Origin of the sequence: Thalassospira profundimaris, assembly GCF_003326675.1 — a bacterium.
GTDB lineage: Bacteria > Pseudomonadota > Alphaproteobacteria > Rhodospirillales > Thalassospiraceae > Thalassospira > Thalassospira aquimaris.
Genome location: NZ_JPWF01000002.1, coordinates 181,387 through 207,996, shown reverse-complemented (window position 1 = coordinate 207,996; position 26,610 = coordinate 181,387). Strand labels below are relative to the sequence as shown.

General features: G+C 53.5%; 24 protein-coding genes. 13 read left to right on the top strand and 11 right to left on the bottom strand.

The window, feature by feature from the left end:
- Positions 1–121: 121 nt before the first annotated feature.
- Together TH19_RS03600 and TH19_RS03595 are read left to right on the top strand one after the other, a co-directional pair.
- The gene (locus TH19_RS03600; protein ID WP_258547809.1) at positions 122–1,216 is read left to right on the top strand and encodes a hypothetical protein; all 1,095 of its coding nucleotides are present in this window, start codon (positions 122–124) and stop codon (positions 1,214–1,216) included.
- Positions 1,213–2,661, top strand: coding sequence for a hypothetical protein (locus TH19_RS03595; RefSeq protein ID WP_114100970.1), 1,449 nt, complete (start codon positions 1,213–1,215; stop codon positions 2,659–2,661). Before TH19_RS03600 ends, TH19_RS03595 begins: the two co-directional genes overlap by 4 nt.
- Before the next feature lie 39 nt (positions 2,662–2,700).
- Here the strand turns inward: TH19_RS03595 and gcvA are convergent, their stop codons facing one another.
- A complete protein-coding gene (gene gcvA / locus TH19_RS03590; RefSeq protein WP_114100969.1) occupies positions 2,701–3,627 on the bottom strand; it encodes a transcriptional regulator GcvA in 927 nt (308 codons plus the stop codon).
- A gap of 198 nt (positions 3,628–3,825) precedes the next feature.
- On the opposite strand from gcvA, the gene TH19_RS03585 reads away from it, so the two are divergent.
- From TH19_RS03585 to TH19_RS03575, 3 genes are all read left to right on the top strand, one after another.
- On the top strand, positions 3,826–5,016 hold the full coding sequence (locus TH19_RS03585) for an acyl-CoA dehydrogenase (RefSeq protein WP_114100968.1): 1,191 nt from the start codon (positions 3,826–3,828) through the stop codon (positions 5,014–5,016).
- An 86-nt stretch (positions 5,017–5,102) separates the two neighbouring features.
- Entirely contained in the window at positions 5,103–6,326 is a 1,224-nt protein-coding gene (locus TH19_RS03580; protein ID WP_114100967.1) for a CaiB/BaiF CoA transferase family protein, read from the top strand.
- An 80-nt stretch (positions 6,327–6,406) separates the two neighbouring features.
- Positions 6,407–7,300, top strand: coding sequence for a ketopantoate reductase family protein (locus TH19_RS03575; protein WP_114100966.1), 894 nt, complete (start codon positions 6,407–6,409; stop codon positions 7,298–7,300).
- A 27-nt stretch (positions 7,301–7,327) separates the two neighbouring features.
- Here the strand turns inward: TH19_RS03575 and TH19_RS03570 are convergent, their stop codons facing one another.
- The gene (locus tag TH19_RS03570; protein ID WP_114100965.1) at positions 7,328–8,266 is read right to left on the bottom strand and encodes a DMT family transporter; all 939 of its coding nucleotides are present in this window, start codon (positions 8,264–8,266) and stop codon (positions 7,328–7,330) included.
- A 296-nt stretch (positions 8,267–8,562) separates the two neighbouring features.
- Between TH19_RS03570 and TH19_RS03565 the strand changes: the two genes are divergently transcribed.
- Complete coding sequence (locus TH19_RS03565; protein ID WP_114100964.1) at positions 8,563–8,847, top strand: hypothetical protein; 285 nt, start codon at positions 8,563–8,565, stop codon at positions 8,845–8,847.
- A 75-nt stretch (positions 8,848–8,922) separates the two neighbouring features.
- Here TH19_RS03565 and TH19_RS03560 read toward each other — a convergent pair whose 3' ends face one another.
- Positions 8,923–9,975, bottom strand: a complete 1,053-nt coding sequence (locus tag TH19_RS03560; protein WP_114100963.1) for a helix-turn-helix domain-containing protein — start codon at positions 9,973–9,975, stop codon at positions 8,923–8,925.
- A gap of 326 nt (positions 9,976–10,301) precedes the next feature.
- Positions 10,302–11,246, bottom strand: coding sequence for an AraC family transcriptional regulator (locus TH19_RS03555; RefSeq protein WP_114100962.1), 945 nt, complete (start codon positions 11,244–11,246; stop codon positions 10,302–10,304).
- Positions 11,247–11,609: 363 nt separating this feature from the next.
- Between TH19_RS03555 and TH19_RS03550 the strand changes: the two genes are divergently transcribed.
- On the top strand, positions 11,610–12,194 hold the full coding sequence (locus TH19_RS03550; protein WP_147250707.1) for a hypothetical protein: 585 nt from the start codon (positions 11,610–11,612) through the stop codon (positions 12,192–12,194).
- Between the two features lie 11 nt (positions 12,195–12,205).
- Here TH19_RS03550 and TH19_RS03545 read toward each other — a convergent pair whose 3' ends face one another.
- Positions 12,206–12,994, bottom strand: coding sequence for an AraC family transcriptional regulator (locus TH19_RS03545; protein WP_114100960.1), 789 nt, complete (start codon positions 12,992–12,994; stop codon positions 12,206–12,208).
- 152 nt (positions 12,995–13,146) lie between these two features.
- On the opposite strand from TH19_RS03545, the gene TH19_RS03540 reads away from it, so the two are divergent.
- Together TH19_RS03540 and TH19_RS03535 are read left to right on the top strand one after the other, a co-directional pair.
- Positions 13,147–14,424 carry an MFS transporter gene (locus TH19_RS03540; protein ID WP_114100959.1) on the top strand — a complete coding sequence of 426 codons (1,278 nt, stop codon included), beginning with the start codon at positions 13,147–13,149 and terminating at the stop codon, positions 14,422–14,424.
- A gap of 165 nt (positions 14,425–14,589) precedes the next feature.
- Positions 14,590–16,545, top strand: a complete 1,956-nt coding sequence (locus TH19_RS03535; RefSeq protein ID WP_114100958.1) for a bifunctional 2',3'-cyclic-nucleotide 2'-phosphodiesterase/3'-nucleotidase — start codon at positions 14,590–14,592, stop codon at positions 16,543–16,545.
- 91 nt (positions 16,546–16,636) lie between these two features.
- On the opposite strand, the gene TH19_RS03530 is transcribed toward TH19_RS03535, so the two are convergent.
- Complete coding sequence (locus TH19_RS03530; protein ID WP_114100957.1) at positions 16,637–17,074, bottom strand: GcrA family cell cycle regulator; 438 nt, start codon at positions 17,072–17,074, stop codon at positions 16,637–16,639.
- A 202-nt stretch (positions 17,075–17,276) separates the two neighbouring features.
- Between TH19_RS03530 and TH19_RS03525 the strand changes: the two genes are divergently transcribed.
- The 3 genes from TH19_RS03525 to TH19_RS03515 all read left to right on the top strand — a co-directional run bounded on the left by TH19_RS03525 (position 17,277) and on the right by TH19_RS03515 (position 19,111).
- Positions 17,277–17,939, top strand: coding sequence for an NnrU family protein (locus tag TH19_RS03525; protein WP_114100956.1), 663 nt, complete (start codon positions 17,277–17,279; stop codon positions 17,937–17,939).
- Between the two features lie 127 nt (positions 17,940–18,066).
- Positions 18,067–18,528 carry a methylmalonyl-CoA mutase gene (locus tag TH19_RS03520; protein ID WP_114100955.1) on the top strand — a complete coding sequence of 154 codons (462 nt, stop codon included), beginning with the start codon at positions 18,067–18,069 and terminating at the stop codon, positions 18,526–18,528.
- A 103-nt stretch (positions 18,529–18,631) separates the two neighbouring features.
- Positions 18,632–19,111, top strand: coding sequence for a hypothetical protein (locus TH19_RS03515; RefSeq protein ID WP_114100954.1), 480 nt, complete (start codon positions 18,632–18,634; stop codon positions 19,109–19,111).
- An 83-nt stretch (positions 19,112–19,194) separates the two neighbouring features.
- Here the strand turns inward: TH19_RS03515 and TH19_RS03510 are convergent, their stop codons facing one another.
- From TH19_RS03510 to TH19_RS03495, 4 genes are all read right to left on the bottom strand, one after another.
- Positions 19,195–20,058, bottom strand: coding sequence for an NUDIX hydrolase (locus tag TH19_RS03510; protein ID WP_114100953.1), 864 nt, complete (start codon positions 20,056–20,058; stop codon positions 19,195–19,197).
- 67 nt (positions 20,059–20,125) lie between these two features.
- The gene (locus TH19_RS03505) at positions 20,126–20,452 is read right to left on the bottom strand and encodes a hypothetical protein (RefSeq protein WP_114100952.1); all 327 of its coding nucleotides are present in this window, start codon (positions 20,450–20,452) and stop codon (positions 20,126–20,128) included.
- Between the two features lie 539 nt (positions 20,453–20,991).
- The gene (locus tag TH19_RS03500; protein WP_114100951.1) at positions 20,992–23,442 is read right to left on the bottom strand and encodes an EAL domain-containing protein; all 2,451 of its coding nucleotides are present in this window, start codon (positions 23,440–23,442) and stop codon (positions 20,992–20,994) included.
- A gap of 344 nt (positions 23,443–23,786) precedes the next feature.
- Positions 23,787–24,815: a M23 family metallopeptidase gene (locus TH19_RS03495; protein WP_114100950.1), complete on the bottom strand. Its 1,029-nt coding sequence runs from the start codon at positions 24,813–24,815 to the stop codon at positions 23,787–23,789.
- 179 nt (positions 24,816–24,994) lie between these two features.
- On the opposite strand from TH19_RS03495, the gene TH19_RS03490 reads away from it, so the two are divergent.
- Positions 24,995–25,786, top strand: a complete 792-nt coding sequence (locus tag TH19_RS03490) for a sterol desaturase family protein (protein WP_114100949.1) — start codon at positions 24,995–24,997, stop codon at positions 25,784–25,786.
- An 11-nt stretch (positions 25,787–25,797) separates the two neighbouring features.
- On the opposite strand, the gene TH19_RS03485 is transcribed toward TH19_RS03490, so the two are convergent.
- Positions 25,798–26,589, bottom strand: coding sequence for a class I SAM-dependent methyltransferase (locus tag TH19_RS03485; protein ID WP_114100948.1), 792 nt, complete (start codon positions 26,587–26,589; stop codon positions 25,798–25,800).
- Between the last annotated feature and the right edge of the window lie 21 nt (positions 26,590–26,610).

The window sequence follows — 26,610 nt, the reverse complement described above, 5'->3', positions numbered from 1 at the left end:
TCAAATGGCGACAAACAATAGCGCCGGCACAGGTTGATCAAAGCCCATAATGACCAAACAGAAGATCGTTCAATCCGTTAGCCACAAAGCACCAGCGCAACCGCAAGCGCCGGAAGATCCGTTGGCGTGTCTGCCCCAGACCTTTGTTCAACGTGGGGTGCGGACGCCATTCACCACCAAAACTTTGCGCTATGCCCGTGTTGCTGTCGGCAAGGGTGGTCGGTCCATGATCATGCTGCCGGGGTTGTCCGGTGGTCTTGGGACTTATGAGTTGCCGCTCGATACGCTGCGCGATGTTTTTGATCTTTCAGTCCATGACCGCATGTTGTTTGACCGTCTGCTGGAGTTCGAAGATATTCGCCCGGAAACTGTGCTGGATCACGCCCGCGCAGTTGCTGCAACCGGCGTTGGCGGAGTGGAGCTTGCGCGGACGTCAATCCGGCGTGGTGGCAATGAGAAATCGTCTCGCGAACTTGGGCAACTTGCGGTCCTGCATCAGGCCTTGCTGCAGCTTGGTGGCGCTGCTGTGCAGGATATGCAGCGCGAAGAATTGACGACCATGGAAGGTCAGGTGCGCGCACGCAAGGCCCTGAACCGGTTTGCCTCCGAGGCGAAGGTTTCAAATGACACCATCATCGATAGTCTCGGCGAATGGAGCAAAATGATCGCCTCGGTCGGACTTGAGCTTGAAGGCTGTCAGGGACTGTTGCGTCGTCTGACGCAAGGGTTGAGCAAGTTCGCAAACGATATCGAAGAATGGTCAAACTCCGAACAATCCGATTATCGGTTTATGGCCGGGCGGATTTCAAGTGCGACACAGGCCACATATAAGCATGCGCTTCGCTGCGTCGAAGAAGTCGACAGTTGGAACAGCGAACTGGGCAAGGTTCTGACCGATTGGGACAGGGCGCAAAAGGATATTGGCAAAACCATCACAAAACTTTGGTGGATTTTGGATGGTTGGCAGGAAATGATCGATCTATGGCAGAAACGCCCGACTACGGATCGTGTCAGACAGCGCGAAATCATTGAGGAAGTGGCAAGCTTCGCGCCAGTCCTTCCGATTGAGGAAATCACCGCCGCAGAACAGCAATTCTGGGTCGACGTTCGTGTGAACCAGATGCTGTGGGCTGGCGAGTTGCGTAAATTGGGTAGTGGGGAAATTGATGCGGATATGGTGGATCGTCTCGAACGTTATCGGAGACAATCTGCATGAAGGTTGAAGACGCAGGAAAACTAGGTGCTTCCCAACTCGGGCAATTGTTTGAATCGCTTAGCGGTTCTGAAATTGCACGTTTCACACGTGCAATTGAAAGCGATCGCGCCGATCCGAAGTTACCGCTGCCCCATGAAGCCATTCTGCAAATTCTGCGCCCGCGTCTTGCGTCGCTCAAACCTGAACGTTACCCGACCCCGATGCGCCAATTCTGCGACCCGTTTGAAGATCTTCTAACATCGGGTGAGCCAAGTGACAAAAGCATCCGCATCAGCCGGATGTCCCTGATGCCGATCTGGCGGGTTGTCACCGGCGCAAATGACCGCGACTTCAACGAGGCCATGCAGGAAATTGATGCGGCCGCAGCTTCGCGCGATCAACATAAACTGGCCGCTGCCGAAAGCAGATTGTGGAAAGCCGGTGCGCGCATCATCGAAGAACAGATTGCCCGTTCTCATGATGGCGTCAAACAGGAACGCGCCCTTGCCACCAGCCTGGGATCGCGTGTGCATCTTAAGGCCTTTGCCGAAATTGGTCGTATCCTGAATGTTGGCGAAGAAATCAGTGAAGTACGATCCCGGTTCCCGTCCGCGCCGATCCGTGCGCTGGATGCCAACGACGTAAGCTGGTTGCGCGACCGTTTCCTGAGTATTTCAAAATCGAAGCCCGGGTTCGAACCGATGTTCCTGCTTGCGGTTCTTGCGCGATTGCTGCGTCCAAGCGAACTGTTCAAGCTGATCCGCGTCTTGTCGAACAAGTCCGATGACAGCACGATTGAAAAAACCAATCTGGCCGAAACCGGCGATCTGATTATTGATCTGCTGGCTGAAACCGTGACCGAGATTGAACAAGGTGTTGGTACGGGCAAGGACGAGGCCCATATCCTGTCGCTTGCCCGCTGGTATGCTTCCGAATTCACCCGCATCACGCGTGAGTTTAAAATTCGCAAGGATGGGCGTTGGGGTGAAAAGCTGCTTGAAACCCGTCGACGTGTGTCGCGTGCCTTGGCCGATACGATGTTCGGGGCAACCCCGGAACGCGTGATCGATGCCTTGCCCAAGATGGAAGTCCGTCAGGGTCCGGGATCAGGGGTTAAGGGACCCGGGCGTCCGCTGTTTGCCCAGGATTTTGACGATGAAAAGGTTCTGGCCGCAGAAAAATCGGCCGAGGCGATTGCTGAAACCGCCCGTATTTCTGATGTGCTTGCAGCCCAAAGTTCTGCTGCACGTGCGGTGGTTGACCTTAAGAAAAAGCTCAATCAGATCGGGCGTGCCGGTGTTGATGGGATGGGGCGTTTGGCGCCTGAAGAAATCCCAAATGCACAGCGTAACCTGATGGCGACTGTCCGGTTGCTTGAAATCGTTGATGGCCCGGAAGATGCCGACGTTTTGCGTCGTCGTGGCATGTCGGCAATTCGCGCGCTGACCAGTCAAAAGGCAAGCTGATCAAATAGGTTTGCCGCGTTTTGGTTGGCCTGATCAGGATCAGTGATCTGTCTTGCTGGTCTTGGCGGCCAATTGTGCGGCTGTGTCAAGTTGGTCCAGCCAGTTCATGAATGCCCGAATTTTTGGCAGGCGCGTGCGCGTTGCCGGACTACAGGCATAATAGTGAAACGGACTGGCTTTTGGGGGGCCAAAGGGGGCGACGATCCGTCCGGATCTCAGTTCATCTTCAATCGCAAATGTCGGTAGCAACGCCACACCAAGCCCGGCCGCCGCGGCCTGCATTGCCATGGTGAAATGTTCGAACTTTGGTCCGTTCTCCCCGTCAATATCGGTCAGTCCACTGGCCATAAGCCAGTCGGCCCAGCCACGCGGGCGGGTGGCGATATGCAATAACGGGAAATGGCGCAAATCATCCGGGGATGCCGGGTGATCCAGATTTGCAATCAGTTGCGGGCTGCAGATCGGCACCATTTCCTCGCCATGCAGGATATGGGCATCAAGGTCATTCCACGTGCCTTGGCCAAACAGAACCGCAATATCGATCTGTTCACGGTCAAAATCCGGCATTCCGATCCGCGAGATGAAGTTGATCGCAATATCAGGGTGCTTGGCGCGAAATTGCGGCAATAAAGGAATAAGGCAACGTGATCCGAATGTCGGTGGGGCGGCAACCGTCAAAACCCCGCTTTCTGATCCTCCCGACAGGACCGTCAGGGTAGCACTTTCAAGCTGATCAAGTGCCGGACGAATGGATTGCAGGTAACTTTCCCCTTCGGGTGTCAGGACCAGACGTTGCTTTTCCCGGGCAAAAAGCTTGCAGCCAAGCCATGTTTCCAATCCTTGAATTTGCCGGCTGACCGCACTTTGCGTCAAATACAATTCCTCAGCCGCGCGCGAGGCGCTGCCATAACGGGCCGTTTGTTCAAAACAACTTAGGGCCTTAAGGCTGGGAATGCGGCGGCTCAAACATCACCTTTGATTTGTCGGGCTGGATACAGTTTATGAGTTTTTCGCATAAACTATATCGCTTTTATCATTTGCAACTTGGGCTGCCAATTCCTAGCTTAACGGCATAAGCAAATAAGCTTACAGGGGTAGCGTCATCTCGCCCTTCTATGGCGCTGCCCCTGCTTTCTATCGAAAAATTCATAAAGGATCAGGCAAATGGCAAGCCGCGCACCGTTTCAATGGGAAGATCCGCTCCTGCTTGACGAGCAGTTGAGCGAAGAGGAACGCATGATCCGCGATGCGGCCCGTGCATATTGTCAGGAAAACCTGCAAACCCGCGTTCTCGAAGCAAACCGTCACGAGATTTTCCATCGTGAAATCATGACCGAGATGGGTGAACTTGGCCTGCTTGGCCCGACCATCCCCGAGGAATACGGCGGACCGGGTGTTAACCACGTTGCCTATGGTCTGGTTGCACGTGAAGTTGAACGTGTTGATTCCGGATATCGTTCGGCAATGTCGGTTCAAAGCTCGCTTGTTATGCATCCGATCTTTGCCTATGGCAGCGAAGAACAGCGCAAGAAATATCTGCCGAAACTGGCAACCGGTGAATTCGTTGGTTGCTTTGGCCTGACCGAGCCGGATCACGGTTCCGATCCGGGCGGCATGAAAACCCGTGCCCGCAAGACCGAGGGTGGCTTCACCCTTACCGGTTCGAAAATGTGGATCACCAACAGCCCGATCGCAGACGTCTTTGTCGTCTGGGCGAAGGATGATGAGGGTGTCATTCGCGGTTTCATCCTTGAAAAGGATATGAACGGTCTGTCCGCACCGAAGATTGAAGGCAAATTCTCGCTGCGTGCGTCGATCACCGGTGAAATCGTCATGGACAATGTGTTCGTGCCCGAAGAAAACATGCTGCCAAATGCCAAGGGTCTTGGCGGTCCGTTCGGTTGCCTGAACAAAGCCCGTTACGGCATCGCATGGGGTGCAATGGGTGCGGCTGAATTCTGCTGGCATGCTGCGCGTCAATATACCCTGGACCGCAAACAATTCGGTCGTCCGCTTGCCGCCAATCAGCTCATCCAGTTGAAGCTGGCCAACATGCAGACCGAAATCACCCTGGGTCTGCAGGGCGCACTTCAGCTGGGCCGTCTGCTTGATGCAGGCAAAGGCGCACCGGAAGCCATTTCGCTGATGAAACGTAACAACTGCGGCAAGGCACTCGACATTGCCCGTGTTGCCCGTGACATGCATGGTGGTAACGGTATTGCTGACGAATTCCACGTCATCCGTCATTCGATGAACCTTGAAGCGGTCAATACCTACGAAGGTACTCACGATGTTCACGCCCTGATCCTGGGCCGTGCACAAACCGGCATTCAGGCCTTCTCCGCCGAAGGCTGATCAAGCTTTGAACGGGCGGCAACAGTGATGTTGCCGCCCGCTTTGATTCTATCGCGTATTTCCACCTCGACTTTCGGGATAATAAGATGACTGGTGCACTGTCCGGGCTTCGTGTTCTTGACCTTTCGCGTGTGTTGGCCGGGCCTTGGGCCAGCCAGACTCTTGCCGATATGGGGGCCGAGGTCATCAAGATCGAACGACCGGGTGCCGGTGATGATACCCGCGGCTGGGGCCCGCCCTTTGCCAAGGATGCCAATGGCAATGACACCACCGAGGCCGCCTATTACCTGACGGCGAACCGGGGCAAAAAGTCACTGACAATTGACATCACCAAGCCCGAAGGCCAGGAAATCGTTCGCAATATCGCGGCCCAAAGTGACGTTGTTCTTGAAAACTTCAAGGTTGGCGGTCTTGCCAAATACGGCCTTGATTACGCGACCTTGTCGGCAATCAACCCCAAGCTTGTTTATTGCTCTATCACCGGATTTGGTCAGGACGGCCCCTATAAGGACCGGCCGGGTTATGACTTCATGATCCAGGGCATGGGCGGCTTGATGAGCATCACCGGTGCACCGGATAGCGTACCGGGTGGTCAGCCGATGAAGGTCGGTGTGGCGGTTGCCGATATCTTCACCGGACTTTATGCGACGGTCGGTATTTTGGCGGCCCTGCGTCATCGCGATGCAACCGGCGAAGGCCAGTATATTGATCTTGCATTGCTTGATGTTCAGGCCGCTGTTCTTGCCAATCAGGCGATGAATTACCTGACAACCGGCAACGCGCCGGGCCGTCTGGGCAATGCCCATCCCAATATCGTGCCTTACGAAGCGTTCCCGAGTGCCGATGGTTATCTGATTCTTGCGGTCGGCAATGACAGCCAGTTCAAAAGTTTCTGTACCGTTGCCGGGTTGGATGATCTGCCCTCCGATGAACGCTATGCGACCAACCGCAAGCGCGTTGCCCATCGTGATGAGCTTGTGCCGTTGATCCGTCAGGCCATGGTGTCAAAAACCACCGATGAATGGATTGCGGCCCTTGAAAAGGCCAATGTGCCGTGCGGGCCGATCAATACCCTTGATCGCGTTTTTGATAACCCGCAAGTCAAGCATCGTGGTCTGGTCAAGCATCTTGATCACCCGACCGCAGGAACCGTACCGACGGTTGCCAATCCGATCAAGTTTTCCAAAACGCCGATTACCGATGAAAAGGCCCCGCCGATGCTGGGTCAGCACAGCGACGACATTCTGCGCAAAGTCGCCGACCTTAGTGACGACCAGATTGCCAAACTGCGCGAAGCAGGAATTGTTTAAATATAACAATCCCTTGTTTCATTGCGTCATGATGTGGATAAACTAACCCCAACAGTGAAATTTCAAACAGGGTTGGCATCATGAAAATCGCAGTAATGGGGGCAGGGGCCGTTGGATGTTATTACGGGGCGATGCTGGCGCGTGCCGGTCATGACGTTACCCTGATCGGCCGTCCCAACCATGTCGAGGCAATGAACCGTGACGGTTTGTTGCTCGATTTCGGGACGTCGCAGGAATATGTCGCGGTAACCGCGGCCAGTGATGCCGCGGCGATTGCCGGGGCAGAACTCGTTCTGTTTTGTGTAAAGTCCACCGATACCCAGTCGGCTGGCGAACAGATCAAGCCGTTCATTTCCAAAGATACCATTGTGCTGAGCTTGCAAAACGGTGTGGATAACGCTGAACGGTTAAGTGCGGTTCTCGAACAGCCCGTCATTCCGGTGGTGGTTTATGTTGCCACCAGTATGGGCGGGGCCGGGCATGTCAAACATCATGGTCGTGGTGAACTCGTGATCGGGCCATCGGACCAAAGTCAGGTGGTTGCCGATACCTTGCGCCCGGCGGGTATTCCAATTGAAATCTCGGAAAATGCTCCGGGTGCGCTTTGGGCAAAGATGATCCTGAACTGTGCCTATAATGCGCTTTCGGCGATTACGCAGCTTCCTTATGGCAAGTTGGTTGAAGGCGAAGGCGTTGGCGATGTGATGCGCAACGCAGTCGAGGAATGCCTTGCTGTTGCCAGGAAGGATGGCGTTACTGTTCCCGATCATGTGTGGGAGGCAATTGAAAAGATCGCCCAAACCATGCCCACACAGTTTTCGTCAACGGCACAGGATCTGGCACGCGGCAAGCCAAGCGAGATCGATTATCTCAACGGCTATATTGTGCGCAAGGGGGCGGAACTTGGTATCCCGACCCCGACCAATCTTGCGCTTTTTGCTCTGACCAAACTTCAGGAAAGCAAAGCTTCCTGAGTTCAGTGGTAATTTGCCTGACCTGATCTATTCCGCAGGTGTTCCGGTATGTTCGGTGCGGATAGCGGGTTTGGTGGTGTGCCGTTTGGCAAAGGCAATGATCTGATCGTTGAAGCCAACAAGTGCGGCGGCAAGAACAATGATGACCCCGCCAATCAGGCTGACCGGGGCGGGCAATACGCCAAAGACCAGAAGATCAAGGGCAATGGCCCAGATCATCGCGGTATATTCAAACGCCGACAGGGTCGAAACCGGGGCACGCGCCAGTGCCTCGGTCATGGCGATATGGGCAAGCCCGCCGGTCAGGCCGGCGCCAATCAGCCATACCAGATTACCCATCGATACCGGCGCCCAGCCAAACGGGATGGTCAAAAGCCCGCCAATCGAACAGACCACAGCAAAGTAAAAGGCAATGGTGCCCGATGGCTCGGTCGTGGTCAGGGCCTTGATCTGGGTTTTGGCAAATGCCGTGGTCAGGGCAAAGGCAATCCCCGCACCAATTCCGATCATGGTGTCATGGTCCAGTCCCGGTGTGGAAATTGTGGGCCACAGGATCAGGAACACACCGGCAAACCCGCCAAGTGTTGCGCCCGTCACCAGCCAACCCGGATTTTCGCGTAAGAACACAATGGCAATCGGAATAACCACAAGCGGTGCCAAAAAGCCAAGAGCAGTGGCAAGTGCAAGCGGAAGATAAGCCAGCGACACGAAGGACAGGAACATCGATACGCCGCCAAATGTGCTGCGTTTAAGGTGTCCCCACGGGCGTTTGGTCCGCAAGGCGCGAGGGAATTCCTTGCGCCACATCAGGTAAAGAATGATCGGCAATATCGCAACGGAACTGCGCCAGAACATGATTTGGCCAACCGGGGCCTCAAGCGATGCCATGCGTACAAACAGGCTCATCACCGCAAAAAGGGCGGTTGCGGCCAGACGCAATCCTATTCCAGTCCATACATTGCTCATTGCAGATAACTCCGGGGGGCGCTGACTTAATCAATAGCGGAGTTTTGTGAAATTCGATGAATGACAAAATTTCATGTCTGGGCTGACAAAAATTTGCGCATCGGGTCCGAAATGCCATTTCTGCGATCAAATCATCAAAATCTGGACGTTTTGCATATAATTCTGGACTGACGGAATAGTGCGTAGTGTGTGAATAGGTCACACTCGATGCTGGTCAAGAAGAGTACCAATGGCATTGAAAACAGTTTCATGAAGCATTGGTTCAGGTCGTCAACCAAGTAGGGAAGACCGACAAAATGCAGAATCTGTTGGCAATGTCGCCAGATGATCGGGGGCTGCTTGCACGTTGTTCGGAACAACGGCCTGTTGTCATTATTGAACAGAATCAGTCGAACCTTGACGAATTGGTCGGGTTATATCTTGGGCTGGCCGATATCATACTGGTTCCCAACGCCTATATTGGCTTGCGGATGATCAATCTGTTTAAATCCGAAAATGTGCCTATTCTTGCGGTGGAGGGGCTGTTTGGATATGGCTCGTCATTGCAGCAAGAAGGGGCCATACAGGTCTGGGCAAGCTGATCAGGCATCGTCATTGATGTCAGTGCGGTTCGCCGATCAAGATGTCATCCCAACCAGGCGGAGGTGCGGGTAGGCTTAACCCAACCCGTGTATCCAGTGTTCGAACTGTGTATCAGCCAAACCGATAATGCAGTGATTTTTGCGCAGATGCGGAGCTGCGCCGTTGCGCACTTCGCCCGGTGTCGCATCATATTTGTCTCTGAAGGCACGGATAAAGCTGGCATCGCTCGAAAAACCGCATTCCAGGGCAATATCGTAAATTGATGAACGTGCGCGTTGCGGGTCATTGAGCAATGTAATAGCCTTGCGCAACCGCATATCACGAACATAGTTGTAAACCCCGCCATAGGGGGCAAAGCAGTTATAAAGCTTTGATCTCGAGACCCCCAAATCCAGAGCCGCCCGACGAGGATTGAGATCCGGAGAACAGAGGTTCTCGCGGAAGTAGCGTCGCATCCGGACCATACTGGTAATGCTTTGACGCTCGTGACTGTTCTCTCGTGGGCCGCAACTTGCAGAGTTCAGGCAATTGGCCAGCATGGCGGGGAACATTTTTTCAAGCGTCTGTGCCTGCGCATGACTGAGGTCTCCGACATTGCGTTGCAGGGAAATGATCATGTCCCGGATGATTTGAACCATCGGATCTTCTTGCGACAGGACACGCATGCAATGGTCATCGGGGTGCTGCAACTGATCTTCAAGCAGAACTCGCGGGATGACAAGGTTCAGGGTCTTGTGATCTGTTGTTCGGGCGGTAAATGGCTGGGTCAGATCATAGATCAGAAGTCCGCCGGGTAGCAGTTGCTCTGAACCTCTGGATGTATTGCATTCGACGCTGCCACGTTCATAGACCGCAATGCCGTAATGATCCATTCCGTTGCCGGCAATCTGTTTGTAGCCCCGGCTCCAGTGCTGTTGTCGGGAATCTACTTCCATCAACATCAACGAACCGAAAAGATGTGACTGAATGGTGGTTTGGAAGTTGTTTTCACGGACTTCCTGATCGGCATCGACTTCGAAAAGGCAGGAAATAGCCTCTTTCCAGACGCCAAAGCGGTCCTGCATCGGCAGATTGTCGACAGTAAAAAATGTGCTGGTTGATCCAGCAGAAAGCTGATCCGGTTGCATCTTGCTACCCCAATTGCCTACGTGGCGGACACTTACATTGAATGTATGCGGTGTGGATTGGGTCAGGCTTTCATGCCTATCCACACGTCTAGGTTATGTAAGTTAACGAATCTCGTAAAGTCCTTTAATTCGATTTTTTTAAATTAATTTATTCTAATGTTATTTTGGGATGACGATAGCCTTCCCTGGAATGGTGTCATCACAGAGAAAAACACCTCAAACCGCGAGTTCATGCAGCCAGTTTTCATAGCGGTTATCAATTTTTTCGCTTGATGCCGATGGATTTTGACCAAGGGCCGCGACGCCGTTTCTGACATCCCCGGGGGTCAGTTCATACCGTTCGCGAAATGCCCTGATGAACTGGCATCAGATGCAAAGCCGCATTCAAGGGCAATGTCATAAATCGATGAATGATGTCGCATCGGGTCATTGAGCAAAGACATTGCCCGGCGCAGTCGCATTTCGCGGATATATTGGTAGACACCGCCATAAGCCGAAAATGAATCGTACAGCTTTGATCGCGATACGCCGAGGTCCCGTGCGACTTTACGGGGTGTCAGGTCCGGCGATGCCAACTGATCGCGGATATAACGTCGAACTTTCATCAGATTAAGCAACTTCTGACGGTGCTGAACTGTTTCCCGGTCACCGCCAACCGCGTCATTCAGGCAGGTCGCCACCATCATGGAAAAGGATTTCTCAATCACCTGTGCCTGTTGTTGACCAATGCGGGCAATGTTTCGGTGAATGGACATCATCTGATCATAGACGATCCGGGTCATCGGGTTCTTGGGATCAAGGAACCGCATGCTGTGATCATCTGGCAGGTTGACCATGTCTTCAATCAGCGGACGAGGCACAACAAATGTCATAACCTTGAGATCACTGGTGTGGGCGATGAATTCCTGTGTCAGGTCAAAGACAACAAGTCCGCCTTTGGGAAGCTTGGTCGGGCCTTTGGCGGTGTCACAAAAAAGGTCGCCTTCCTTGAAAATCCCGATGCCGTAATGGTCCATACCGTTACGGGCGATCTGAAGGTTATCGCGTTCCCAATTCTGTTCGCGCGACGTCACCTCCATGATCATCATCGATCCAAGAAGGTGGGATTCAATACTGGCTGTGAAATTATTGTCCCGGATTGATTTGTCGGCATCGACGCCAAACAGTACATCAATGGACTCTTTCCAGACACCATACCTCTCATGCATAGGTAGGGTATCGACCGTGAAATATGAACTGACCGCGCCACCGGAAACCTGATCCGTGCCCATCTTCCCCTCGCAAGAAAGTGTGTGCCGGTCCGTATTTTTACACTTTCCTGAGGATTGTCGTGCCGCGGTTCCGGATATCTATTCCTATAATTTTACTACTTTCAAATCGCCACTAACGCAAAAACGCTTTGGTATAGTTATTCTTATAGTGGCTATACCAAAGAGGGTTTTTAAAGGTGTGGGGGGCACGAAAGAGGCAGTTTTCCGGTGTTTTTTTGGACTGGGTGCATATTGAATTGGACGCACTGCACATTGCGAAAAGCGCGATTGTGATAGACAGAAAATAGAAACAAGGCCCTGCTCCGATTGACCAAGCAGGCCGATCAATCAGGGAACCGCTGAAAATTCTCTCTGGGGGTGAACATGTATTCAGTAGACGCACATCCTTCGCGACGGAAAGGAGAGAAAAATTTCTCTGATCCGGGGCGAAACTGGGGACCGGCCAGTCACATCGTGCCGGGACGCCGGATCAATGAACCCAATTACAATGCCTGGCACAGTCCGGTGGCATTGCTTGCACGTTCGCGATCAGGTTTTGATCTGATCCAGCAAGCCAGCAAGGATGTATCCGATATTACACCGCCAACCGATGCCTATGAAGAAATGGCACTGGCTATGGTCAAGACCATTGGCGATAGCGTCACGGTGCTTAAAAGCATTGCAGACATCATGCCGGTTATTGAACGGATGTTGACGGGACGGCACGGCGAAGGTCTTCATGAAGAAATCCGCCAACCGGACAAAGCCGCCACACCCGATCATGGCGCCTCCGAGGCCCGGAATTCCGGTCTGTGCTGGTCTTCGGATATGATGGTCGAAATTCACAATTTGTGCGCGCAAAATCGTCAATGTGGTCAGGCTTATGCCAAGGCCATTCGCCGCTATGATGTCGATGCTGATCCCGACAATGATATCCTGCCTCCATTGCGATACTACAAGGACGAATAGGGACTGATCGTCTAGCGGAAATAGCTTCCCGGCGTGCGGCCGGTGACCTTGCGGAACATCGCGATAAAGGCCGATGGTGTTTCATAGCCAAGATCAAGCGCGATCTCGGTCACCGGGCGATCATTTGCCAGCCTCTCCAACGCATAAAGCAATCGCAACTTTTGCCGCCAGTCACGAAACGGCATCCCTGTTTCGCGTAAAAACAGGCGTGCCAAAGTACGCGATGATGCCCCGCAAATCTGTGACCAGTCATCAAGTGTCCGGTCATCGGCCGGATTGGCAAGTAACGCATCGCAAATTTTGCCAAGGCGGAAATCCTTGGGGGCTGGCAGATGAAGGTTTTCCTGGTCGGGCGCCCGCAATTGATCAAGCAACACCTGCATCATCCGTCCCTCGGCACCATTTTCGTCATATTCAACCGGGATTTCTGTTGCCGCCCGGATCAGTTCGCGCAGTAGCGGGCTGACATCAAGAACCATGCAACGGTCTGGCAAATCAACCGGTGCATCGCGGTCGATGTATATATGGCGCGCCCGGGTGAAGGTCGCATGGGACACCGCATGTTCAAGATGGGGTGGAACCCAGACAGCACGCTGGGGTGGCACGATCCAGATCCCTGCCTCGGTGGTGACTTTCATCGTTCCTTCGCTGGCATAGATCAACTGGCACCAGTCATGACTGTGCGCGCCGATGCTGTAACCGGCGGGAACATCGCTCATACGGACATAGATCGGGCGGGGCAATTGATTGGGGCGCGGGCGAATATGACGGGCTTCGTCAATCGGGGTGGGGCGATGCATCTACAACCACCGTTGTGTCTGATTTGCGATATATGATGGCAGATTATCGAAAGACAGACGGCATGCAACAGGTTTAATTTGGTCGCATTCCAAACCAAATGACGTTGTGACAACGGACCCGCCACCAACGCGACCATGTCTGGGGAGACAAAATGCCCAAGGAACCAATCATACCAGAAGCCAGTAATCACGCGGCACCCATTGGCGAAGTCGCCGGGGCCACGGGTGTGGATACGCCGGTATATAAGGGATGGCGCAATCCCGAAGTCCTGTTGATCCTGATGGCTGCTGCGATGCCGCTGTCCTTTTCGACCTGGATGGCGCTTCTGAATAACTTTTCGGTCGAGATGGCCGACTTTACCGGGCGCGAGATCGGGATTTTGCAGTCCCTGCGTGAAATTCCGGGCTTCCTTGCCTTTACCGCGATCTTCGTGCTGCTGATCTTGCGGGAGCAAACCTTTGCGTTGCTTTCACTGTTGGTACTTGGCATCGGGGTGGCGATTTCGGGATATTTCCCGACGGTGATCGGTCTTTATTGCACCACGGTTCTGATGTCGATTGGCTTCCACTATTTTGAAACCATGCAACAGGCCCTGTCCCTGCAATGGGTCAAAAAGGAACGAACCGCCCTTGTGATGGGCAAGCAGCTTTCGGCGAAGTCCGTTTCGTCGCTGGTGATGTTTGGCATCGTCTGGGTGATGCTCGAAGTGTTCAACATCGAATACCGCTATGTCTATCTGTTTGGCGGTGCTTTGACGATCATTACAGCCCTGTTTATTTGGGGTGCTTTCCCGAAATTCTCCGATGCGCATCCGCAAACCAAAAAGCTGATCTTGCGCAAACGCTATTGGCTTTACTACGCGCTGACCTTCATGAGTGGTGCGCGCCGACAGATTTTCACGGTGTTTGCCGGCTTCCTGATGGTTGAAAAGTTCGGATATGACGCGGCAACCATCACGCTGCTTTATCTTCTGAACCATGCGATCAACATGTTCCTGGCACCCAAGATCGGCAAGCTGATCGGCAAGTGGGGCGAACGCCGGGCACTGAGCTTTGAATATATCGGACTGTTCCTTGTCTTTGTGTCCTATGCGTTTGTCGAAAACCACATTATTGCTGGCGGTCTTTATGTGATCGACCATCTGTTCTTTGCCATGGCGATTGCCATCAAGACCTATTTCCAGAAGATCGCCAATCCGGCCGATATCTCGTCGACCGCGGGTGTCAGCTTTACGATCAACCATATTGCGGCGGTGTTCATTCCGGCTGCATTCGGGTTGCTCTGGCTGGTTTCACCAAGTGCTGTTTTCCTGGCCGGTGCGGCGATGGCGCTTGTGTCGCTAGTGCTGTCACTGAATGTCCCGCATGACCCGCAACCGGGCAATGAAGTGGTCAAAGGCTATAAATCTCCGGAAGGTCTGCCTGCCTGATTGACGGCAGAGACTGGCGGAATGGTTCAATCTGGGAAACGCCGGTGCAGTGTCACCGGCGTTTCTGTTTGTGTTTGCCTTATCTTTTTCGCAAAATCTTCAAATCCTGACCATCTGAACAAGAATAAAGTCGTTGAACCGAATACTCGTACAGGGAAAAGACAAATGAGATATCCAGGTAAGGCAGGGGCAACTGCAATCGGTCTGGTTCTGGCATTGTCCAGCGGAACCGCACTTGCCGACAGCACAGTATCGCTTCGTATTCTCGAAACCACTGACATTCACACCCATCTGGTGAATTACGATTATTATCGCGATGGTGCGTCCGACACGGTGGGACTGGCCAAGGTCGCGACCCTTCTTAAAACCGCGCGCGGCGAAGCCAAGAACGTTGTCTTCCTTGATAACGGCGACCTTATTCAGGGCAACCCGCTTGGCGATTACATGGCCAAGGAACGTGGCCTGAAAAAGGGTGAAACCCACCCGGTTTACAAGGCGATGAACCTTCTTGGCTATGATGCGGCCAATCTGGGGAACCATGAATTCAACTACGGCCTTGAATTCCTTGAAAACTCGATCGCCGGGGCGAATTTCCCCTATGTCAGCGCCAACATCTTTGTCGATGACGGCGATGGCAACACCGAAAACGACAAACCCTATTTCGAACCCTACATCATTCTTGATCGTGAATTCGTCGATGACGAAGGCAAAAGCCACAAGGCAAAGGTCGGCGTGATCGGTTTTGTCCCGCCCCAGATCATGCAGTGGGACAAGGCCAATCTTGAAGGCAAGGTCTTTACCAAAGACATCGTCGAAATGGCCGAAAAATATGTGCCCGAGATGAAGGCAAAGGGTGCCGATATCGTGATCGCCATTCCGCATTCCGGTCTGTCGACCATGGAACGCCACGGCATGGAAGAAAACGCCACCTATTATCTGTCAAAGGTCGATGGCATTGATGCGATCCTGTTTGGTCACGCTCACACGGTCTTCCCGTCCGAAGCCTTCGCCGATCTTGAAGGTGTCGATGTTGCCAAGGGCACGATCAATGGTGTTGCAGCCGTAATGCCGGGCTTCTGGGGCAGCCACCTTGGCGTGATTGATCTGACGCTTAATGTGTCTGATTCCGGTGACTGGACCGTGGTTGACAGCCTGTCTGATGCACGCCCGATCTACCAGCGCGAAGGCCGTACCATCACCCCGCTGGTCGAAGCCGACCCGGATGTGGTTGCCGCGGTTAAGGAAGAACACGAAGCAACCATCGCCTATATGCGCGAAGGTGTGGGCACGACGTCTGCCCCGATCAACAGCTTCTTTGCGCTGGTTGCAGATGATCCCTCGATCCAGATCGTGACCAAGGCCCAGAAATGGTATCTCGAAAAGATCCTGAACGGATCGGAATATGACGGTATCCCGATCCTGTCGGCGGGTGCACCCTTTAAGGCTGGTGGTCGCGGTGGTCCGGACTATTTCACCGACATCCCCGAAGGCAAGATTGCGCTTAAAAACGTTGCCGATCTTTATATCTATCCCAACACGGTGCGTGCGGTGCTGCTCAATGGGGATCAGGTGCGTGAATGGCTTGAAATGTCAGCTGGCCAGTTCAATCAGATCGACCCGAATAGCAGCGAAGAACAGCCGCTGATCAATCCGGATTTCCCGACCTATAACTATGATGTCATTGACGGGGTAACCTATCAGATCGATGTCACCAAACCGGCCCGTTACAACAAGGCCGGCGAAGTTATCAATGCCGATAGCCACCGTATTGTTAATCTGAGCTTCGATGGCAAACCGGTATCGGCCGATCAGCAGTTCGTTGTTGCAACCAACAACTACCGTGCCAGTGGCGGGGGTAACTTCCCGGGTCTTGATGGTTCAACCATCATTGTCGAGGCCCCGGATGAAAACCGCACGGTTCTTGCCAATTACATCCTGACCGAAAAGGAACTTGATCCGAAGGCAGATGGCAACTGGACCTTTGCACCGATCGGTGATGCGTCCAAGGTGACCTTCGTCACCAGCCCCAAAGCATCTGCTGCGGCCAATGCCCCTGACGATATCAGCTTCATTGGTGAGGACCAGGACGGTTTTGCCAAATATGTTCTGCAAACCCGCTAACCGGTCTTAACCGGACATAGCAAAAGAAAAGCCGCCCGGTAAAACGGGCGGCTTTTTTATTCGGCTGGCATCAGGGATGCCGCATTAAATCTTACTTCTTGGCTGTTGCCTGCGGACCTTTGCCCGGGCCACCCTGCTGCGAAGGGGGATTGTCTTCACGCGGGTTTTTGCCGTTCAGGTAAGCCTGTGCGCAATGCTCGTCGCAATAGGGTTTGCTTGGAACGATTTTCTTGCCACAGAAGTGGAAGTCATCATCGCCCGGGTCGCCAAACGGCCAGCGGCACATGCCAGCACCAAGATCAAAGATCGAGATACCTTTGCTCTGTTGTTTGGGTGCCGGGGCTTTCTTCTGTTCAGCTTCCTCAGCACGGCGCTGAATCGGAGACGGGCGTTTGGGCAGGCCAAGGCGGTGTGCCTTGCCTACGACGGCATTCTTGCCAACACCCAGTTCTTCACCGATGCGTGCCGTGGTCCAGCCCTGATTCCAGAGCGAGGTCAGCAATTCAATCTTTTCCGGCGTCCAGCTCATTTCGAGTATATTCCGTGTTCCGTTGCCTGCCGGACGGTTTTATTCCCGTCAGCAGTTGCTTATTGTCCGATGTCAAACAGGGATACAGAGGTATCCGCTAATATCTCGTAACGCAAGGGTCTTGGAGATTCGCACCCCGGCCCGTATGCGAGAACAGCGCAATTTGCATGTTGAAGCAGCAATGTAAAGAGGGGATCGCACTTTGGTCTGGTTTTTCATCTCGGTCGCGGTTTTCCTTGGTGCACATGTCATTCCGGGTCTTCTGCGAAACAGGATCATCAACCTTGTCGGACGGCGGGTTTATGTTGTTGGTTTCTCGGTTCTTTCGACGGTCCTGTTCGGGTGGGTCATCCACGAAGTGATTGTTTCGGAGTCGTTTTGGCTGTGGGACTTCCATCCCGTACAGGCAAAGGTGCTGATTATTGCCATGCTTCCGGCTTGTATCTTGTGGGCCAGCGCGATTTTGCAACCATGCCCGTTATCAATCGGACGGCAATCGGGCTTTGATCCGGCAAAGCCGGGTATCAACCGGTTTACGCGCCATCCTTTGTTATTGGGGATGTTCTTGTGGGGGGCGGGGCATGTGATTGCCAATGGCGATATTGTTGCCCTGATCTTTTTCGGCGGCAGTGCGATCTTTGCCCTGATCGGGTTTACACGGATGGAGAAAATCCGTCTGCGCGATATGACGTCGAGTGAGCAAAATGCTGTTTTGGCCGGGACTCGGCGGTTTTCCCCGTCCGGATTGCTTAAGGGGGCAATTGGCTGGCGGGATGTGGCCGTTGGGGGCGCGATGTATCTTGTTCTTCTGATGGGGCATGGTCATGTGATTGGCGTCAATCCGCTTGAAATGGCGGGTTGGTAGGCCGGGCTTGACGGCAAGGCTTGTCAGCCCATGTTTTGAAAGGGATACTGTTTTCAAAGCATGTCGTACTGACATGCACTGTGCTGATGCCGTTTTGGTCAGTCGGCGCACAACAAGGCGAGGTATCATGACGTCTGCCCAACTCGCGACCAATCTTGCCAAATTTGCCGAAATGGAAGGCCGCCACCCTCGGCTTTTGCTTGCCACGGCCTCGTCGGCCGAACAGGCACATCATAAACAGGTCGCAACCCTGTTTGCTGATGGCGGCTTTGACGTTGATGTCGCCCCGCAGCACTCCGACGCCCAGTCAATCGCCCGTCAGGTGATTGACTGTGATGCCGATATGCTGGTGCTGATCCGTACATCGTTAAGCTCGGAAGACCGTGTCAGTGTGGCTGATCTGATTTCAGCCCTTGATGCGCTTGATGCCGAGTATGTCAAATTCGGCATTGTCGGGCATGCGGATGACCCGGCGCGCGCCAATGTCGATTTTGTCTGTGACCTTGAACATCTTCAGACGGCTGATTGCGAAGCCCTGATTGCCTATATGCTGGCTGTTGAAGAAAGCCGTGTCGCGCAACATATTTAAATTGTTCGAATTTTTGCCTCTCACTGGGGGCAATGATTTTGAAACCCTTTTCGGGGCATAATGGTTTAGTCCCGGTGCAGGAAAACAATCGAAGGATCAATTGATGGGATTGCTCAAGGAAACGCTGATGCGCGTCTTTGTTGGCAAGAAGGGCCGCGATGCCATTCGTGCGTACAATAATGCGCAATCCCTTCAGGTTCGTGACGCCGCATCGGCTGAACAGACGGCGGCGCAGGCCCGTCAGGCCCGCCGGATCGAAGACCGCGCACTCGCCCATCAGGACGATGGCATGTCCCTGGAGGAGGCCCGTGCGCTTGCCCTTGCCGAGACCCTTACAGAACAGACCGATAATCCCCATAACGAGATCATCAAGGCCCTGAATGCCGCCGATGCCAAACTTGGTAAGCAAAAAAGCAAAATCCCGACCGAGGCCGATGCACGTCGCCAGGAACTGATCAACGAGGCCGTCAAGGCACTACGCAGCAAGCAAGGTGATCTTGACAAACTTGATCCCGATCTGCGGGCCAAACTGACCGTGATGGCAGTTGGTGCATTGATGGGCGGTCCCAATACCCGCCAATAATTGTGCAGGCTGTCTGATGCGATGAAAAAAGCACTCGTTCGATAATGCGAAGGGTGCTTTTGGTTTTTCAGGTAAAAGACAGCTTAGGAATTCAGTTGCCGGTGCAGCCCTGTCAGCAGCTCGCCATAACTTGGTTCGTTATCGGCGGTCAGATATCCGTGCCGGATCAGGAAATCAATGACCACCAGCGCGCAGTTGAACTTGAAATCAAACCCTGTCCGGACGATCTCGGCCACTTCGGCAAGGGGACGCAATTCAAACTGCTCGACTTCACCGTCTGCACAATGAGGCACGAAATCTTCGGGCAGTTCCAGATCGAAATTGATCATGACATCGGGTTTAAGGCCCTCGGATGTCTCATAAAGATATGATACCGCCCCGATTGGTTGAACATGGCGCGACAGACTTTCGGGAATGCCGGCTTCTTCGGCGCATTCCTTGATCATGTTTTCACGAAAACCAAGGCCGGTCGGCTGGCCGCCCGCGACCATGTTATCAAGCATTCCCGGATAGGTCGGTTTATCCTTGGACCTTTGGGCGATCCACATATGGATGCCGTCGGGTTTGCGCACAAACCCGTTCATATGCACGCCCCAGGATCGGCAGCCGAAATAGGGCATGGCAAATCGGTCAAGCTGACACAGCGGTGCATCGGAGAGACGTTTGCGAATATCGAACTTCTCGCCGTGCAGGCGTTTGATAACGCCCTGCTGTTTCAGATGTTCGGTCGCGGTAACAAGGACTTCGTTACGCTGCTCTGGCGTCTGGATATGCGCGGCAAACCCGTATTCACCATTCTCGTCGCGGACGAAATCGGGGCCAAGCGCAATCAGGGCTGATGCGAAATCAGACCGGACGGCACCGACGGGCTGATCTTCAATACGAAAGCGTGCATAACGCGACAGATTGGCATTATTGCAGGCATTGATATGGTCAAGATAAGCCAATTGGGCACTCCTGTCGGATGGGACGCACTGCCGGTTGGGTCGCCGACAGTGCTACGACCCCGACAGCCTACGCGCTAAGTGCTGAGTTTGAATAGCCTTTTTCCGATGTCAGGACGGTATTTACATGTACGACCTGACGCAGGCAGCGGGCGATATGTTCGGCAACCTTGGCTTCAAGTTGCTGAACCTGGATGTCGATCTGAAGTTCCTCAAATCCGCGATTGCCCTCGGCAACCGTGGAATGCCAGCTGGCCGGAACCAGATTGCGTTTGGCAAACAGTTCAAGGACACGCGGCATGACATCGGGTTCAGCAGCGGCATGGACAGAAAAACAGAAAACGGATTTGGCGGTCTGCGCGTCAACCTGGGACGCAGCAAAAGCATGATTGGTCATGGCAATGCTCACGGATTTTCAGTGCATCAAATAGGCGAACAGGTACGTCCCGGTGTCCTTAGACAACCGGGCAAATAATTCGCGTAATGATGGCAGTGAAAATGTGGCGATTGGTCATGAAGCTATCTTATGGATCTTCTTTTCAGAACCGTCTGGTTTGAAAGGGATCGAAAATGCGATGAAAGCGGTAACTGGATCAGAGGACCAGTAGCGATGCGATCAGAGCCACAATGGATCCTGCAAACAGGATTTCCATGGAACGGGCAATCTGCTGTTCACGAGCAATGGCGATAGCAACGGCTTTACGCTTATTCATCATATTCACTCCGTCTTCTGACAGGTAGCTTCTAAGTGCCCGACAGGACACAACTCAAATATATGCAGGGCAGCGGCCGGGATACAAGGCTTCTGATTCAAAAAACGTCAAAAAACTTTCAACTGCGTGGAAAAGGTAGCTTTTTTTGCCGCCGATTTGTCACAAGTCGCCTTTTCCCTACGAGTTATCCCTTAGTATAGGATGGAATCGATGCTAACCGGTTTTAAACGGTTTCGATGCCGCTGTGCCGATTCGCTTCTGCGACCACCGGTTCGGTGGTGCCCGGTACGGGCTCTTCGGGATGCACAATGTGCCAGTAATCGGCAATCGGACGCGGATAACCGTACTTGTATCCCTGAACCGCACGACAATCGTGATCGGTCAGGAAGTTGGCCTGTTCGTCGGTTTCGACACCTTCGGCAATGACATCAAGAGCAAGGTCACGGCTAAGATTGATCACCGCGCGGACAATCGCCCCGGCCTGCACATTGCCAACAAGCTTGTTGACGAAGGACTGGTCGATCTTGATGCGATCCACCGGGAAGTTCTGCAGAGTGGCAAGCGACGAATAGCCGGTGCCAAAATCATCCATCGCAATTCGCACACCAAGTTTCTTGATATCCGAAAGGATCTTCATCGAACGGGCCGGATTGTGGATCAGGGCGGTTTCTGTGACTTCAAGCTCAAGCCGCTTGGGGTCAAGTCCGCTTTCGGCAAGGACGCTGGCGACGATGTCGGGCAGTTCGTGCTTTTGCAACTGAACCGCCGAAAGGTTCACGCCAATGCCCAACGGCTTTTTCCAGCGGGCTGCTTCCATGCAGGCGGTACGCAGGACCCATTCACCCAACGGGATGATCAATCCGGTTTCCTCGGCTATCGGGATAAACCGGCCGGGGGATACCTGACCCAATTCGGGATCGTTCCAGCGCAGTAAGGCTTCGAATGACTGAATTTCTTCGTCATCGGCGTGGCATTGCGGCTGGTAATAAAGTTCAAGCTGCCGGTTTTCGAGGGCGATACGCAGGTTGGACGCCATCTGGCGTTTAAACCGGTATTCTTCGTCCATTTCCGACGAATAAAATACCACATCATTCCCGCCCGATTGCTTGACCCGATACATGGCAAGATCGGCATGGAACAGGATGCTTTCGGCATCTGCGCCGTCGACCGGATAATGGGCAACACCGATGCTGGCCGATAGCTTTGCCCGGTTTTCCTGATTGATAAAGATCGGAAGGGCGATGCAATCAAGGATCTGCTGGGCAACTTCCTGACTGTGGGCATTGATCTCGGTTGCCTTGGTGCGGCCCTGATGGTGTAACAGAACAACAAATTCATCACCGCCGACACGCGCAATGGTGACTTCGTCGGTTACCAGCTTGCTCAGACGTTCGCCAAGTTCGCGAAGCGCATGGTCCCCGGCAATATGGCCAAAGCTGTCATTAAGTTCCTTGAAGTGGTCGAAATCGACACACATCACGGTTGTCGGAATGCCGGTTTCATCTGATTCCGCAAGGGCTTCGCCAAGACGATCATTAAAGGTCGTTCTGTTCAAAAGCTGGGTCAGGGAATCATGTTCTGCCAGAAAACGGATATGCTTTTCGGCGGCATACCGTTCGCGCAAATCACGCAGACCATAAATAATGGTGTCATCGGAAATATCGTCGGCGGGAATTTCGCGACGAATGACTTCGACCGGAAGCTCTTTCTGGTCATCCAGACGCAAAGAGGTTTCCACATAATTCAGGTTGCCGGTCTGAAACGCTGGGGGCGTATCAGGAAGCCAGCGCGCCAGGAAATCCTGTTCAAGGATTTCGTGCGGTTTGGAGCCGGTCAGGCGAAGGAAACTTTCATTGCTGTCAACAACACGGCCGTTTTGGGTCAGGACAAGGGCCTCGATTGCCGAATCACCAAGGATGCGCATCCGGTTGCTGACATGCGCACGCATCTGGCGGTCAACCAGTGCCGTGACAAATCCGATGGCAATCAGAAGGGTCGCAACAATCGCCACACCGATGGCCAGGTAATGCTGGGAAATCAGCTGTGCGGGCACGGGAACGGTCGGGTCGGGGGTGACAACAAAACCGCCCATGGCGCTGAAATGCATGGTCGCAACGGCAACCGTCAGACTGGCCTTGCCATAAAGTTTCTGGCGTGGTGTGCGAGCCGCCTCTGCAAACCAAAGTGACAGCATCGCGAAAACCGCCCCCATGATGATCGAGGCGATGACGATGTCCATATGCCAGCTGATAATACCGGGCACGCGCATTGCCGACATGCCGGTGAAATGCATGGCCGAAATGCCAAGCCCGACAACAAGGCCGCCCGTCACACGCGACAGGACAAGATGCGGTCCCGCAACTGATGCAATGGCAAAACCGATCATGGTTGTGGCAATGGCAATAATAAGGGATACCGCTGTCAGACCCGGTTCATATCCCACCGGGACAATCGGGTCATAGGCAAGCATGGCAATGAAATGGGTGGCCCAAATTCCGCCACCGGTGACAACACCTGTCAGAAACAGCCACGCAATTTTTTGCTGCCAGCGACCAATACAGGCGCGCGCATAAAGATTAAAGGCCGTATGAATTCCTCCCAAGCCGATCGCAATCGCAATCAGCACCAAAACAAGATCATGCTGATTGGTCAGGCAGTCATATATTTTGTACATACAGGTGTCGCAGTTTTCATTTTTCTATGAATTCAATACTTAACGCAGTTTGCTAATGTGATTTTAAATCCTGTGGAATAGCCAAGGCAAACGATAATACGATGTCTATACATTGGTCTTGGATTGCCTGTAATCAGGCCGGATTTAATATTGCATAAACCCACGGGCATACTGAATTACGCAAGCTATCTGTTTGCGGATCAATTTTAAATCGCCGAACTTGGCCATCTGCCATCTGCCATCTGCCATCTGCCATCGAAATTAAGCACAGCTATCCTTTCATGTCCCGAGACCGGGACATGGTTTGCAATCGGTCGCAACGATAATTGGCGCTTGTCCGATGATCAGCGGATCGAAAGGTCGGTTTGCCCGATCATCTTTGACTGCTGCCCGGGGCGGGTGAAGGTGACTTCACCTTTATAGCTTCCCGTCGGCCATGCTGTGCCGGGGCGGTCCATATTGATAAAGAACCATTTGGCACGCGGGCCCTGATCATTGGGCTGGTCGATAACAAAGTCTCGGTGTCCGCCCTTGCCATCCGGCGTTTGCAGGCTCAGCCGAATGACATCGCCATTGTTTGCCCCGATCAGATATGCCCAGAAATAAAGGGCCGGACTTGTGCGCGGCAATACGGTTTCCTTGCCATAGCCACGCTTAAGGTCCGATGCATTGGGCCGCGCCATCGAAAAGCCGTTACCATAAAGCGATATGTCGTGATAGCTCAGCTGCGCGCGGGCTTCAGATGACCACAGGCTGGCTTGTTCAGGGGAACATTCGCTCGGATTGGCCGCCCCCATGCCTGTTCCGCTGAACGGATCAACAAGCTGCCCGTCTTTACGCAAATTGAAATGCAGATGCGGGAAGGTTGCCTGTCCGGACATGCCGATCTCGGCGATCATCTGGCCGCGCGATACCTTGTCGCCTTTCTTTACGGCAACCGACCCGCGGCGCAGATGGCAATACTGGCTTTGCCAGCCATCGGCGTGATCAATCAATATGCCATTGCCGCATTCAATTCCGTCCAGGCTGTTTTTGGCAAGGCGACCGGAATCAATATCCTCGACCCCTTCACGCAGGGCGATGACTGTGCCATCGGCGATGGATCGTACCGCCACACCATCAAGCATGGCAGCCTCGTCCGAAACGGCAAAGTCAGTGCCGCGATGGCCGTTATAGGTTGTTGTCCCGCAGGCAAAATCACGAATTTCCGGGCCGGGATCATGGTCAACATAATGAACGATGTTGCACGTATTGTCCGGGCAATCGACCGGAAGATCAAAAGGCACACTGTCGGCCTGTGCCATGCCACTTAATGTCAGGGTTGCGAACACGGAAAGGGCAAGTGTTCGGAAACGTCCTGATGGATGTGGCATGTAGCCTCCTGGCATGGCTTAAATCTGTGGAATCGTGCGTTTTATGAACAAACACTTATTGTCTAACATAAAGGTGATGGCTTCGCGACGTGCAAGATATTGTTCGTAAGGGCAGGTTTCAGCTATCACTTCTCATACCGATGATCAGATGATCAATCACGTAACCGGGGCGACATGGCATGGATCAGAACGGATTGCTTCGACTGGGAATATTCGCAGCCATTCTGGCTGTCATGGCCTTGTGGGAAGCCGTTGCGCCCTATCGGCCCAAGGAAGTTGTACGTCGCCCGATGCGTTGGCTGACCAATTTCGGGTTGCTTCTGGCAAGTGCCGCCTTGGCGCGCTTTACGATCGGTGCGGCAATGATTGCCACAGCAATCTGGGCACAGGAAAACGGGTTTGGTCTGAATAATCTGGTTGGGATGCCTGCTGTTCTGGGCGGGATTGTCACGATCCTTGTTCTTGATTGCGCGATCTACTGGCAGCACCGTCTTGCCCACATGATCCCGGTATTGTGGCGGTTCCATCGGGTGCATCATTGTGATGTTGAATTTGATGTCACCACTGCGGTGCGTTTCCACCCGTTCGAGATTGTCGCATCCGCGCTTTATAAATCCCTCTTTGTCTTGCTGATTGGCGCTGATCCGTGGGCGGTGGTGATTTATGAAAGCATGCTAAGCGGCTTTGCCCTGTTTAATCATGGCAATGTTCATCTGCCACAAAGCCTGGACCGGGCTTTGCGCAAACTGATTGTGACACCCGACATGCATCGGGTGCATCATTCAAGCGTCATGGATGAAACCAACAGCAATTATGGAAACATCCTGTCGGTCTGGGATCGCCTGTTTGTCAGCTATGTTGATCACACCCGCACCAATGACTATGACATGCAGATAGGCCTGGAAGAATTTCGCGACGGCAAAAGTCAAAGCCTTCTGGGTGTTTTGTGGCTTCCCTTCCGTCAGCCTTAAGGTTGCCCTGATCAGGCGGCAACGATCCCGCGAACCGCAAGGGCAGATGCCACAAGGGATCGACGCCCGTCCGGCTTGCCCCCCAAATAGGCCCGCATTGTTGCCTGCTGGATTTCGTGGGCGATCTCGGCAGGTTGATTGGCAAAGAAATTTCGGATCAGGCTGTGCGCACCCATAAGCGACTGCCAGTAATCGTCGAAATCAATGAAATCCATGCGAACGGCAAGTGTCGTGGTCGCCACATCTTCAAGTCCGGCATCGGACCAAAGATCAAAAAGATCATCTTCATTCTGATAAGGCACATCAAAGACCCTGGCGCGCAATTCTTCGCCCTCGGTCCCGGCCACCAGTGCCGCAACATCAAGAAACAGGCGGATAAAGGTCAGTCCGCCGACGCGATCCCAAACCGTTGCGGCAATCCGCCCGTTTGACCGCGTCACACGCACCATTTCGCCAACCGCCCCGGCCGGGCCATCCAGATCGTTTAACAGCAACTGGGAAAAGGACGTGTCAAAACTGTCATCGGCAAAGGGCAGGGCCGATGCATCACCGGTTTCGAACCGGACATTGGGGGCCGAACTGCGCAGAGCGTCGGTCAAGTAATCGGGCATCAGGTCAATGCCGACAATATCGGCATTGGGATACCGGGTGGCCGCGGCAAGTGTCAGGCTGCCGGTGCCACAGCCGACATCAACCAGCGCCCCGCAGGACGGGGCTGCAACAAAATCAAGGAAACTGCGCGACAATCGGCGGCTCCATCGGCCCATGGCAATTTCATAGGTGTCGGCGATTGTCATATTCATCGGGTATTGTTTCCTCAAGAC

Excerpts from the sequence above, each read along its gene's own strand:
- TH19_RS03595 (WP_114100970.1), top strand. The coding sequence starts at position 1,213 with ATGAAGGTTGAAGACGCAGGAAAACTAGGTGCTTCCCAACTCGGGCAA.
- TH19_RS03585 (WP_114100968.1), top strand. The coding sequence starts at position 3,826 with ATGGCAAGCCGCGCACCGTTTCAATGGGAAGATCCGCTCCTGCTTGAC.
- TH19_RS03580 (WP_114100967.1), top strand. The coding sequence starts at position 5,103 with ATGACTGGTGCACTGTCCGGGCTTCGTGTTCTTGACCTTTCGCGTGTG.
- TH19_RS03575 (WP_114100966.1), top strand. The coding sequence starts at position 6,407 with ATGAAAATCGCAGTAATGGGGGCAGGGGCCGTTGGATGTTATTACGGG.
- TH19_RS03570 (WP_114100965.1), bottom strand. The coding sequence starts at position 8,266 with ATGAGCAATGTATGGACTGGAATAGGATTGCGTCTGGCCGCAACCGCC.
- TH19_RS03565 (WP_114100964.1), top strand. The coding sequence starts at position 8,563 with ATGCAGAATCTGTTGGCAATGTCGCCAGATGATCGGGGGCTGCTTGCA.
- TH19_RS03560 (WP_114100963.1), bottom strand. The coding sequence starts at position 9,975 with ATGCAACCGGATCAGCTTTCTGCTGGATCAACCAGCACATTTTTTACT.
- TH19_RS03555 (WP_114100962.1), bottom strand. The coding sequence starts at position 11,246 with ATGGGCACGGATCAGGTTTCCGGTGGCGCGGTCAGTTCATATTTCACG.
- TH19_RS03550 (WP_147250707.1), top strand. The coding sequence starts at position 11,610 with ATGTATTCAGTAGACGCACATCCTTCGCGACGGAAAGGAGAGAAAAAT.
- TH19_RS03545 (WP_114100960.1), bottom strand. The coding sequence starts at position 12,994 with ATGCATCGCCCCACCCCGATTGACGAAGCCCGTCATATTCGCCCGCGC.
- TH19_RS03540 (WP_114100959.1), top strand. The coding sequence starts at position 13,147 with ATGCCCAAGGAACCAATCATACCAGAAGCCAGTAATCACGCGGCACCC.
- TH19_RS03535 (WP_114100958.1), top strand. The coding sequence starts at position 14,590 with ATGAGATATCCAGGTAAGGCAGGGGCAACTGCAATCGGTCTGGTTCTG.
- TH19_RS03530 (WP_114100957.1), bottom strand. The coding sequence starts at position 17,074 with ATGAGCTGGACGCCGGAAAAGATTGAATTGCTGACCTCGCTCTGGAAT.
- TH19_RS03520 (WP_114100955.1), top strand. The coding sequence starts at position 18,067 with ATGACGTCTGCCCAACTCGCGACCAATCTTGCCAAATTTGCCGAAATG.
- TH19_RS03515 (WP_114100954.1), top strand. The coding sequence starts at position 18,632 with ATGGGATTGCTCAAGGAAACGCTGATGCGCGTCTTTGTTGGCAAGAAG.
- TH19_RS03505 (WP_114100952.1), bottom strand. The coding sequence starts at position 20,452 with ATGACCAATCATGCTTTTGCTGCGTCCCAGGTTGACGCGCAGACCGCC.
- TH19_RS03500 (WP_114100951.1), bottom strand. The coding sequence starts at position 23,442 with ATGTACAAAATATATGACTGCCTGACCAATCAGCATGATCTTGTTTTG.
- TH19_RS03495 (WP_114100950.1), bottom strand. The coding sequence starts at position 24,815 with ATGCCACATCCATCAGGACGTTTCCGAACACTTGCCCTTTCCGTGTTC.
- TH19_RS03490 (WP_114100949.1), top strand. The coding sequence starts at position 24,995 with ATGGATCAGAACGGATTGCTTCGACTGGGAATATTCGCAGCCATTCTG.
- TH19_RS03485 (WP_114100948.1), bottom strand. The coding sequence starts at position 26,589 with ATGAATATGACAATCGCCGACACCTATGAAATTGCCATGGGCCGATGG.